At 42.2% G+C, this 11512-nt stretch carries 9 protein-coding genes; 3 read left to right on the plus strand and 6 right to left on the minus strand.

Annotated elements, in window-relative coordinates:
• Positions 1-1071: 1071 nt before the first annotated feature.
• Both QZ019_RS07275 and QZ019_RS07280 read right to left on the minus strand, forming a co-directional pair.
• Entirely contained in the window at positions 1072-2568 is a 1497-nt protein-coding gene (locus tag QZ019_RS07275) for an ISAs1 family transposase (protein WP_295483700.1), read from the minus strand.
• A gap of 279 nt (positions 2569-2847) precedes the next feature.
• Positions 2848-4566: a proline--tRNA ligase gene (locus tag QZ019_RS07280; RefSeq protein ID WP_295483703.1), complete on the minus strand. Its 1719-nt coding sequence runs from the start codon at positions 4564-4566 to the stop codon at positions 2848-2850.
• 156 nt (positions 4567-4722) lie between these two features.
• On the opposite strand from QZ019_RS07280, the gene QZ019_RS07285 reads away from it, so the two are divergent.
• Genes QZ019_RS07285 through mpl form a run of 3 tightly spaced genes read left to right on the plus strand, consistent with a single transcriptional unit; the run spans position 4723 to position 7395 of the window.
• Positions 4723-4947 (plus strand): hypothetical protein, encoded by a 225-nt coding sequence (locus QZ019_RS07285; RefSeq protein ID WP_040909340.1) that lies wholly within the window; start codon positions 4723-4725, stop codon positions 4945-4947.
• A gap of 18 nt (positions 4948-4965) precedes the next feature.
• Positions 4966-6030, plus strand: a complete 1065-nt coding sequence (locus QZ019_RS07290) for an FAD:protein FMN transferase (RefSeq protein WP_040909339.1) — start codon at positions 4966-4968, stop codon at positions 6028-6030.
• Positions 6031-6036: 6 nt separating this feature from the next.
• The gene (gene mpl / locus QZ019_RS07295; protein ID WP_295483710.1) at positions 6037-7395 is read left to right on the plus strand and encodes a UDP-N-acetylmuramate:L-alanyl-gamma-D-glutamyl-meso-diaminopimelate ligase; all 1359 of its coding nucleotides are present in this window, start codon (positions 6037-6039) and stop codon (positions 7393-7395) included.
• A gap of 39 nt (positions 7396-7434) precedes the next feature.
• Here the strand turns inward: mpl and QZ019_RS07300 are convergent, their stop codons facing one another.
• From QZ019_RS07300 to QZ019_RS07315, 4 genes are all read right to left on the minus strand, one after another.
• Complete coding sequence (locus QZ019_RS07300) at positions 7435-8463, minus strand: alpha/beta hydrolase (protein ID WP_295483713.1); 1029 nt, start codon at positions 8461-8463, stop codon at positions 7435-7437.
• A 184-nt stretch (positions 8464-8647) separates the two neighbouring features.
• Entirely contained in the window at positions 8648-9598 is a 951-nt protein-coding gene (locus tag QZ019_RS07305; RefSeq protein ID WP_009143439.1) for a ribose-phosphate pyrophosphokinase, read from the minus strand.
• A 14-nt stretch (positions 9599-9612) separates the two neighbouring features.
• Positions 9613-10461, minus strand: a complete 849-nt coding sequence (gene ispE / locus QZ019_RS07310; protein ID WP_295483716.1) for a 4-(cytidine 5'-diphospho)-2-C-methyl-D-erythritol kinase — start codon at positions 10459-10461, stop codon at positions 9613-9615.
• 10 nt (positions 10462-10471) lie between these two features.
• Entirely contained in the window at positions 10472-11398 is a 927-nt protein-coding gene (locus QZ019_RS07315; RefSeq protein WP_295483718.1) for a DMT family transporter, read from the minus strand.
• Positions 11399-11512 lie beyond the last annotated feature (114 nt).

The raw sequence follows: 11512 nt of genomic DNA on the forward strand, positions 1-11512 counted from the left end.
GCTCTTCCGATCTATATATTATTTTTATAATAACTATAACTAGTATACATATTTATATGCGATTTATGTTTGAGTTAAAATCTTATATGCTTCGATTATAAATTCCGCATGCATCGCCAAGGATCTTGTTTACCTAATTTCATTGTAAGATTCTCAAGACACTATGAATGTAATTTTTTAATAACCCAGATTGCAGTAATTTAATATAGTATAAAAATACTTGATGTTAACTAACAGTATCAGATTATATGGAGCTTAGCTCTTTCATATCAAATGCTAATGCGGCATTAAGCAGTGACTTTAGCTCTGCGGTTAATGCCTTTCTGTGTGTCCAGCAGTCTTATTAGAGCTTTTTGATGTTTTTTAACAAGTCACGCTGCGATGAAAGGTAATATGCGTTTTGCTTATTCTTATTACCGGATTTAAACGCTTATACAGCTCTTTACGTAAAATTTACGCCAGGAACAAGACAAACAGTTTACCTTGCCAAGGCTCTAGGGAATGAACGTGCATTCTGCCGTCAATAATATCGTTCTTTAAAGTTTCAAACATTTTCTCAATACGAGCTTTATTACAATAGGCATGAAGGGCTTTTCATCAGACATGTTTTTTTGAGTGAGAACAGTACGGTTAAACCTTGCTGTAGCTCGGTGGCGGAAACGGACGTTTAGTTGCGTTTAAAAGAAAACCCTTTAGGTCCGCATTTAGGCGTTATGGTAAAAAAATCTTTATACTTGTCAGGATCGAGGCATCCTCCAGTTAACGCCTCAAGCACTTTTTCTTATTTGGCGATATGCAAATATAAATCATGCAGTTGATGCTGTTCTTTGGTAAGACTGTAATAAAACAAAAGTCTTCCTTTAATTATGGCAAAACGATGAACAGCACTAAGATCACATATCGGAATCGCTAATAAACGTATTTTATGGCAGGCGGTTTTGAGTTTTAAAACTATGCCTGCTTAAGACGGTACGGCTGTGATATTGATGCTCTTTTGTTTCTGATTTGTCGAATGTAGCTTTTTCGGTGCCGATAATTATCTGTAAATCTTTTTTGTATGCCGTTTAAAGGTTAATTTGCAGTTGTGCTCTGTTGAGAGTTCGCTTCAAAATAATAAGTAGCCAGGTATTCAAAGACCGAAGTCAAAGGGCAGGTATTGAGCATACTCTGTATCGATTTATAGGTTGGAGGTGTCTTTTTCCCTGACTCTACCGCTTTTTTATGCCTTATCCATGTAAGAATGTTCAATGCGATTTTATTGATGCCTAAAGTATTTCCCAAGTAATTATCGTTGCAGGAGCGAGTCGCATCCTGATTGAAAACGTGCGGATCGTCAAGACGGCTATGATGCTGCTCTATAGCCCAATAATCCAAAAGCGAATATAGTATTCGGTCGGTGTTTTGCCCGGAAAAAACCAATGAGCATACATAATATCGGCTTGACGTCGTGGTTTTGTTTATTTTGCCGTTTATAAGGTAGGTTCTTGTTTTGGTATATTTGACAATGGTGTTGATGCCCTGATGGGGATTTTCGATGCGCTCGTCAATTAAGCTCGCGGGCAAAGTCTCAAGCAAAGTTTCATCGATGCGGACGTGCCCCTTTTCGCAAAGATAACGGGTTATTGCCTCTGACTTTTCTTTCTTGGCATATTCACGGTTGAAAATTGCTTCAAGATGTCCGCGTAATTCTTTATTGCCGCCGTTGTCCTTGATGCACAGCAAATAATCGGCCCCGTGCCGCAGTATCGCTGCCGATACTTCACTTAAACTGTTAAGTGCATCGGACATGACAATAGTGCCGCGAATATCTAAATTCGGCAGCAGTGACAAAAATGCCGGCACTTCATTATTCTTTTCCCAAACGCTCTTTACCGCCATGGCGATTTTATGAGTGCTGTTGTAAACACTGACCCCGACAGCTCCCTTTTTACGGCGGGAACTCTCTCCTTTACGATACGAAGATACGACTTCCTGACCGTCAAAGCTTATGGTTTCTTTATCAACAAGCTCAGGACGCTCCCGCTGCTCACCTGCCTTTATCATTTCGCAAAGTGCCGTCTTAACCGTACTGAAATAACTTTCAAGCAGCTTATTGATTTCTTCAGGTGAAAACATCCGCATTACGCAGTTTACCGTCGATTCCGATAACCGGTAACGCGGCCGCGGCATTCCCGGAATTAAATACTGCAGCTCAAGATTACGGGTCCGATAAAAATTAACTACTTCCACAGGCGTTATATTCCCGCATAACCGTGCCAACAAAATAACCGTCACCATTACGTCCAAAGGATAGATGATTTTTGTTTCGCTGCGCTTGTCGGTTAAAGCGTCTCTGATATCTTTAAGACACCGGGAAATTGTCGCGGTAACTTCACCTGCTAATGCGTCGTATATAGCTTTTGCTTCTTTAAGCTTAAACTCAAAATGTACTTTATCCGTAGGAGTTCCGGTGTGCGGATAATATAATCGCGAATATTCTTCGATAATTGAATCAAAATCATCGCTCTCATGAAGACTGCAGCGGCATGACTTTGCCATGTTGCGCAATTCTTCACAAGCAATGAACATAAAAAATCCTTAAAAAAAACAAAAGGCTGAAACTTTCAGTATTAGATCATTTTTTTAGGATAAAGGGGATCGTCTCATTAATCTTTTGATCATTACGTCACAATTTTTTTTTAGAGTGTTATGAGATTTAGTACCTAAAATTTTTTGTGAACTCCATCAGTTTGATCGTTTTGCCATATTTGAAATACGTTTTCCACCCATAAAAATACCCCGTCAGTTAATTGTCTACCAAACGGGGTACAGTTCAAAAAGCGGGCTTGTGCATGAATTTTTACGTTTTTAGAGCTTTGAGCAGACAAAATCAAGAATGTTGTCTAAAGAAACATCTTCTTTTTGTCCGGTTTTTCTTGATTTGTACTCAACGTTTCCTGATGCAAGACCGCGATCACCGATAGTGATAACGTGAGGGATGCCGATAAGTTCCATATCCGCAAACATAACGCCGGGGCGTTCGTCGCGATCGTCGTAGAGAACTTCAACTCCTTTTGCTTCAAGTTCAGCGTAGAGTTTTTCAGCGGCTTCTCTTACAGCTTGAGATTTATTGGGCTTGATGGCTACTATAGCAACCTGGAACGGAGCCATTGAATCAGGCCATATGATGCCTTTATCATCGTGATGCTGTTCAATTGTGGCGGCGATAACGCGGGTTACGCCGATACCGTAGCATCCCATCTGCATATTAATAGGCTTTCCGTCTTCACCTAAAACGGTAGCCCCCATAGATTCCGAGTACTTGGTACCGAGCATGAAAACCTGTCCTACTTCAATACCTTTTCTTAAGTGCAGGGTTCCTTGTCCGTCGGGGCTCGGATCGCCTTCTTCAACATTACGCAGATCGGCAACTTCGTAGTTAGGAACATCGCGATCCCAGTTAACGTTAATGAAGTGGTATCCGGTGTGATTTGCTCCGCAGGCAAAGTTTGCCATCTTATCGGCGGTGCGATCAATAATGATTCTGCCTTTAAATCCTACAGGGCCTAGAGATCCCGGGGTGGCTCCCGTAAATGCGGCTATTTCGCTTTCAGTTGCAAATTCTATAGGGTCTAAAATGCCGGCTATCTTGCCAGCTTTGACTTCATTAAGCTCTTGATTGCCGCATAAGCAAAGCATAATAAGGTCGTATGTCCCGTCTTCCTTTTTTTCTCCGCGAACGATAAGGCTCTTTAAAACTTGTTTTGCATCAAGACCTAAAGCTGCCGCGGCTTCATCAACGGTATGGCAGCCTTTGGTCTCTTTTTCACTGTAGGCATCGGCAGGAGTCGGGCGATCGTATGCGGGAGCTAAAGCTTCAGCCATTTCAATATTGGCTGCGTAATCCGATTTGTCGGAGAATACTATGGTATCTTCACCGGCATCGGCTAACACTTGGAATTCATGGGAGCTGCTGCCGCCTATTGAACCGTTGTCGGCTTCAACGGGACGGAAATCAAGGCCTAAACGAGTAAAAATACGCGAATAAGCATCATACATATCCTTATAGGTCTTCTCTAGGGAAGCATGATCAATATGGAATGAATAGGCGTCTTTCATAATGAATTCACGACCGCGCATTACACCGAAGCGGGGACGGATTTCATCACGGAATTTAGTTTGAATCTGGTACAGATTTATAGGCAGCTGACGGGCGGATTTGATTTCTCTGCGGGCAATTGCGGTAATGACCTCTTCGTGAGTCGGGCCTAAAACGAATTCATTTTTTTTGCGATCTTTAAGGCGGCACAGCTCTGGACCGTATTTTTCATAACGTCCAGACTCTTTCCATAAATCTGCAGGCTGAACGAACGGCATAAAGAGTTCAATGGCGCCGGCACGATTTAATTCTTCGCGAATGATTTTTTCAACTTTTTGTAAAACGCGCATGCCGGTCGGAAGCCACACGTAAATACCGGAAGCGATTTGGCGGATAAGTCCGGCTCTTAACATAAGACGATGGCTGACGACTGCGGCCTCAACCGGATTTTCTTTTAAAGTAGATAATAAATATTTGCTGGTACGCATTTTCTGCTCTTTAAAATCATAAAGAAAAGCCGCATTTGTAAAGAAGCGGCAAGATAAAAACACCGTTTATTATAACCTACCGGTAAGTTTTTTTCAGAAAAGACCGAAATGACCTAAATCACTGTATAATTTTCCAAGGCTTAAGAGGATTTTTAAATGATTTACTTAGTTTCTTTTATCTTTTTCGTGGTCTTTGTCGGATGCTTGGCTTTGGGCTTTCTCGTGCAGAGAAAGAAGCTTTTAAGCGAGGGGGAAGCCAATGCAATTTTAGAAGGTCTTACCTGTGCTTCCTGTACGGCTTCCTGCGGTTTTGCCGGGCAAAAAAGAAAGCCTTCTAAAAAATGTAAAGCGGATCTTGCTATTCCTTCAAAGACCGTATAAGACGCAAGAGATTTTTTTATGAAATTCAAAGTACTCGGAGCAGCACTGCTTTCGTGCGCTCTTTTATTAGGGTGCGGCGATAAAGCTGCTACTACGGCCAAGGCTCCTGCCCCCATGGTAAAAATTCAAGGTAAAACCATGGGAACTTTTTATACTGTTACGATTCCCGGAACTTATGAAGGCGGAGAAGAGGCTTTACGAAAGATTTCAGAAGAAGCTTTTAAAGAGGTCAGCGATGCAATTTCTACTTTTGATCCTAATTCAGAGATTGCTCGTTTTAACGCATTTGATTCAACTGAGCCGTTTCCGATTTCAAATTATTTGGCCGACATTATTGAAGAGGGCAATCGCCAGTCATTGATGATAGGCGGGGTAATGGATTTTAGCGTCGGTCCTTTGGTCAATTTATGGGGATTCGGTCCTGAAGGTCGACCTGAAAAAGTTCCTTCCGAAGAGGAAATATCTGCAGTCAGGGCTTATGTAGGACATGATAAATATGAGCTTAGAAGAGAGAACGGCAAGGCTTACTTAAAAAAAGCCGATCCGCGCGTGAAGCTTGATTTATCCACGGTGGGTGAGGGGTTGGGTGCTGATCTTCTTGCACAAAAGCTTGATGACAAGAAAGTTCCAGCATATATGATTGCCATTGCCGGAGCCATTCGTACAAAAGGCAATAATCCTCAGGGTAAACCGTGGAAAGTCGGAATTGAAGATCCGAAAGGTGAGGGCATTTATGCGGCGGTATGTCCTCTAGGTGACGGTATGTCGACAGCCGGTTCTTATCGAAATTTCTTTATCGATAAAGAAACCGGTAAGCGCTATTCTCATGCAATTGATCCGCGTACGGGAAAACCCATCGATCACTATACTGTCTCCGTTACGGTTATCGCTCCTTTAACCTTAATAACCGATGCCCTTGATACCGGACTTTTGGTCTTGGGGGCTAAAGAGGCGATTGAATGGGGTAATAAGACCGATCATGCCGTTTATGCTATAGAAATGGATAAAGACGGTAAGGCTGCTGCAAGTTATTCAAGAGCTTTTGAACCGTATCTTAAATGTCAGATTAACAATAAGCGTTAGGCTGTTATGCATATTCATATCTTAGGGATCTGCGGTACTTTTATGGGCGGCATCGCCTTAATTGCACAAAAAGCAGGGTTTAAAGTTACCGGATCGGATAAAAATGTTTATCCTCCGATGTGTACGGAGCTTGAGGCTGCCGGAATTAAAATTTACGAAGGCTACGGCGCAGAGCAACTTGATGTAAAGCCCGATCTTATTGTGGTGGGCAATGTTATGAAGCGCGGTATGCCGGTAATTGAGCGCATGCTTAATGAAAGAATTCCTTATGTGTCCGGTCCACAGTGGCTTGAGGAACATTATCTTTTAAACAAAAAAGTACTTGCCGTAGCCGGGACACACGGAAAAACCACGACGACAGCCATGCTTGCCTGGATTTTAGAGGCCAATGATTTGAATCCGGGCTTTTTAGTGGGAGGAATTCCTGAGAATTTCGGTTATTCGGCCAGAGCTACCGAAAGTCCGTATTTTGTGATTGAGGCGGATGAATACGATTGTGCTTTCTTTGATAAGCGTTCTAAATTTCTTCATTATCATCCTTTCGTGCAGATCCTGAATAATCTTGAATTTGATCATGCGGATATTTTTAATAGTCTTGATGACATTAAAAAGCAATTTCACCATTTGGTCAGAACAGTTCCGGGAAACGGTACAATCGTAATGCCGTATGCATATCCTGCTCTTGAGGATGTTTTGAAGATGGGAGTATGGACTCCCGTTAAGCGAATCGGCGGTAAAGACGGACTTCACGCTAAACTTATTAAGCAAGACGGATCCGTTTTTGCCGTTTATAACGGTGCTGAATTTATCTGTGAGGTAAATGCGCAATTTTGCGGTGAGTATAATGTCAGCAATGCTTTGATGGCAGCAGCTGCAGCCGCGGCAGTTGGCGTTGATCTTAAAAAGGCATTATTAAGTCTTGAGACTTATAAAATGCCTAAGCGCCGTATGGAATATAAGGGATGTGAAGGCAACGTTGTAGTTTATGATGATTTTGCGCATCATCCTACGGCAATTAAGCTTACTCTTAATGGTCTTCGGGCTAAAGTCGGTAAAGGAAAACGTATTGTCGCGGTTTTTGAGCCGCGCTCGAATTCAATGAAGATGGGGGCTAATAAAGAGTTTTTAGCTGAGTCTTTTGCAAATGCCGATGAGGCTTTTATTTATGCACCTAAAGAAGTTGTCTGGGACGTGGAGTCACTTGAAGAAAAGTCTCATATCCCGCTGCATGTTGAGCATGATTTTGATGTTTTGCTTAATAAAATCGTCAGTGCATCTCCGGCAGGTTCTACTGTTTTGGTAATGAGCAACGGCGGTTTTAACGGCATCCATCAAAAGCTTTTGGCTTTGCTTAAATCCCGTTAATCTTAAGTAAGATCCGCACAAAAGCGGATCTTTTCGTTTTTAAAGATTAAGGCGTTTTTCTTCAGAGCCTTTTTCGATGGGGCCTAGTTTTTGCAGGAAAAAGTCGGTAATTTTATTGATTACTGCATCCTGATACCATTTAATGCCGGCATGATCGGCTCCTTCTATTAAAATGTATTCAGACTCTGTTTGTCCGTTATTTTGTAAAGCTTCAAACATATGAGCGCTTTGCAGAGGACTTACCAGCATATCAGCTGAACCATGCATCAGCAAAAAGGGAGGTTCGTTGCCGTCTATGTGGTAAATAGGACTTGCGTATTGTGCTTTTTCTTTATTTTTTGAAATAGACATTCCGGGAAAAGTGTTGAAAGCGGCTCCGTTAATGAGCAGGGCTTCAGTTACGGCAGGAGATTCATGTACCTTTTGAATTTCATCGGAGTAGCCTTCACCGATTGATAACAGATCCGATATGCCGTACAGGGAAACTACGGCTTGAACATCAGATGATTGCTGTAAAAAATCACCTTGATTAAACTCTGTCTCTCCATTGGTAGCTCCCAGCATCTGAACCACGTAGCCGCCAGCTGAATCGCCTAAAACTCCGATTTTGTCAGAATCGATGCCGAATCTATCGGCATTGGCGCGTAAGAAGCGTACTGCAGATTTTGCATCTTCAATTATGACAGGGAAAAGATTGGGGACGGTACGATATTGTGCTGAAGCCACTACAAATCCGGCCTTGGCAAGAGCAAAACGCATTTCGCTGAATTTGTCGTGATCCGCGGTGGTAAAACCTCCGCCGGGGAAATAAATAATCGCAGGCTTTTTAACGTTGTTTCGCGGAATTAAAAGATTCATTCTAAGCTGGGTAAGCTGTCTGTCGCCTACTATTTGAGAATATATAACTCCGGTTCGCGAATCAATGCGTCCTGTGACCTCGTTTACTGAAACTACTTGAGCTCCGTCGGTATAGCCGAAAAGATCTGTTTTGTTTTCTGCGGCGCAAATGCCGGAGAAGGAAGCAGCCGCAAGTGGTAAAGATATTAGGAGTGCAGATATTTTTTTCATGATAATTCTCTTTTTACTGACGATTGTAGATTACGAAAAATAACGAATAAGAACAGATATAGAGATGGTCGTATCGTTGGTCAAATTTGATTTTAGATCGTGAAATGCTAATTTTCCGGATAATGTGTCTTAATTACGAAAAAGCCCCGCAAATGCAGGGCCTTCTTGTAAGAAATTTCTTTAATTATGCCTGCTGGAACATAGCAGAAATAGATTCTTCGTTGCTGATGCGGCGGATGGCTTCGGCAAGCATCGGTGCAAGAGACAAGTAACGAATTTTTTCTACTTTGTTGGTAGCGGCAGTAGCCGGAATTGAGTCTGAAACAACAAGCTCGTCAAGACGTGATCCTGTTAAGTTCTTAATGGCATCGCCTGAAAGGACCGGATGGGTGGCATAAGCCATAACATGAAGGGCGCCTCTGTCCTTCAAGGCATCGGCACACTTGCACAAGGTCCCGCCGGTATCAATGATGTCATCAACGATGATGCAGTCACGACCTTTTACGTCGCCGATAAGGTGCATAACCTCGGATACATTGGGACGAGGACGACGTTTGTCAATAATTGCTATATCGGCATTATTTAAAAGCTTGGCAATCGCACGGGCACGAACAACACCGCCCATATCGGGAGAAACGATAATAGGATTGGTGAGGTTTTGTTTTAACATATCCTCGACGAAGATTTGACTTGAGAAGCAGTTGTCAACCGGAACATCAAAGAAGCCTTGGATCTGTTCGGCATGCAGGTCAACGGTAAGAACACGGTCGACACCGACGCTTGACAAGAAGTCGGCAACTACTTTTGCTGTAATAGGTACGCGAGCGGAACGCAGACGGCGATCCTGACGGGCATATCCGAAATAAGGAATAACTGCGGTAATACGACCTGCAGAAGCGCGGCGCATGGCATCGATCATAACGATAAGCTCCATGAGGTTATCGTTGGTCGGAGCGCAGGTTGACTGAATGATAAAAATATCGCATCCGCGTACGTTTTCATTAATCTGAACGTGGATTTCTCCATCACTGAAACGGTCAACGGTTGCATCACCCAAGCGAGTGTACAGACGGGATGCTATTTGCTTTGCCAGCTCGGGAGTTGCATTCCCGGCGAACAACTTCATATCAGCCATAATATAACCCTGTGTTAATTAAGAAATTTATTTAAAGCGGTCAGAACAGGAGAAAGATTTACCGAAGAGGCAATAAAACTTTTTCCTTCTTGCGGATCAAAATCCTGAAATGCTTTGATGGCATCAGCTTTTTCATTAAAAGATACAAAACAAGAGGAGCCGCTTCCTGACATAAACGCCGGCCCATATTTTACCAACCTGTCTAAGGCGTGTCCAACTTCGGAATAATTTTTTCTTACCGTCGGAGTGAAATCATTATTAAAAGGTTGATTTAAAAGCTCATTTAAACTGCGCTTTTTACTGTCGCGTTTAAGATTCGGATCGCCAAATACCGTTTTGGTGGAAACATGGCAGTTCGGCGTATAAACAAGATAGTAACGCTTGGGTAATTCAAGGGGCGAAAGTTTTTCTCCCACTCCTTCGGCAAACGCGCTTTTGCCGCGTACGAAAACCGGAACGTCAGCTCCTAATCGTCTGCCAAGTAAGGCAAGTTCATCTTCGCTTAAATTAGTGTCCCAGAGTTTATTTAAGACTAAAAGTGTTGTGGCTGCGTTGCTGGACCCTCCGCCTAAACCTCCGCCCTGGGGTAATATTTTGTCGATGGATATGCTGCAGCCTTTATCGGTTTTACTGTATTCTTTAAGCATTTTTGCCGCTTTGTAAATAAGATTTTCTTCTTTAGGAAAACCAAAGTCGGTAAGCAGTTTTATTTCTTTATCGTCATTGACGCTAAAGTGCATCGTATCACCGTAATCAAGAAGACAGAAAAGCGTCTGCAAGTCATGATAACCGTCAGGTCGGCGACCTGTGATATATAAAAACAAATTAAGTTTGCAGGGACTTATGCAGGAAAATGAAACCACGAAAAGCTCCTTAGAGAAGACGGATGAATATGATGCCTAAAAGAATAATGGTAAGGCCTAAAATCTGCGAAAACTGTGCTCTTCTTTGTTTTGCTGATAATAATCCGAAATGATCAATGATAAGACCGCAGGACAATTGCCCCGTGATGCAGAGAATTGATACGGCGCTTGCGCCTAAAAGCGGAATTAAAAAGGCATTGCCTAAAATAAAGAAAGCACCGCAAGCTCCGCCGCACAAGATCCAATATTGACCTTTAACTTTAAGCTGCAAAAGAGGTTTTAAGCCGGGTTTTGTGCAAAAACCGATGCAGAAAAAAAGGACAAGAGATAAGGACATGCAAAAAAGCGCTGTCAGAATAAGTGAATTTAATTTAACGCTTAAAATCGCATTGATGGCCGATTGCAGCGTCATAAGCGATCCTGAAAACAGTCCTAAAGGATAAAGACAGATCTCGGATAATTTAAAGTTAAATTTTTGACCGCTTTTTATAAGTTGCGGCAGTTTAAATACTAGGGTGATGCCTAAAATCACGCAGCAAAGTCCTATGGCGCGATTTAAATCAAAAGGATGATGCGGTACGTTTAAAAGAGCAAAATGATCAAGAATGATTCCGGTTAAAATCATTCCCGTCATGGTAATAAGAACGGTTTTAAGTCCGCCTAAATGATTCATGAGTACGATGGCGATGACGAGAATGAACACGCCCATCAATCCGCCGCTCCATGTCCATAAAGGAGTGGTGGAAAAAACGTCTTGAGGAAGACAAAAATTTCCGGTGATTAAATTGGCGAGGATTAAACAGGATACGCCTACTGAACAATTTATAAGCGAAGCTAAAAAGGGAGATCCTAACTGAAATCTTAATTTGTTGTTTGCCGCTGTTTGTATCGGGGTGGCGGCACCGTTCAAAATAGCCAGACAAAAAAGTAAAAACATCGCTTGAATTTTATGCCAAATTATTGTTTACAGCTCACATTTTACGGCAAATTTTGTAAATTAACTGCTTATTAGAGGATGAAAAATATAAGAAAAGGGAAAATAGTTATTTTT

Source organism: uncultured Succinatimonas sp. (assembly GCF_905203285.1).
Classification (GTDB): Bacteria; Pseudomonadota; Gammaproteobacteria; order Enterobacterales; family Succinivibrionaceae; genus Succinatimonas.

Coding starts and splice junctions, on each gene's coding strand:
- QZ019_RS07275 (WP_295483700.1), bottom strand. CDS start 2,568: ATGTTCATTGCTTGTGAAGAATTGCGCAACATGGCAAAGTCATGCCGC.
- QZ019_RS07280 (WP_295483703.1), bottom strand. CDS start 4,566: ATGCGTACCAGCAAATATTTATTATCTACTTTAAAAGAAAATCCGGTT.
- QZ019_RS07285 (WP_040909340.1), top strand. CDS start 4,723: ATGATTTACTTAGTTTCTTTTATCTTTTTCGTGGTCTTTGTCGGATGC.
- QZ019_RS07290 (WP_040909339.1), top strand. CDS start 4,966: ATGAAATTCAAAGTACTCGGAGCAGCACTGCTTTCGTGCGCTCTTTTA.
- mpl (WP_295483710.1), top strand. CDS start 6,037: ATGCATATTCATATCTTAGGGATCTGCGGTACTTTTATGGGCGGCATC.
- QZ019_RS07300 (WP_295483713.1), bottom strand. CDS start 8,463: ATGAAAAAAATATCTGCACTCCTAATATCTTTACCACTTGCGGCTGCT.
- QZ019_RS07305 (WP_009143439.1), bottom strand. CDS start 9,598: ATGGCTGATATGAAGTTGTTCGCCGGGAATGCAACTCCCGAGCTGGCA.
- QZ019_RS07315 (WP_295483718.1), bottom strand. CDS start 11,398: ATGTTTTTACTTTTTTGTCTGGCTATTTTGAACGGTGCCGCCACCCCG.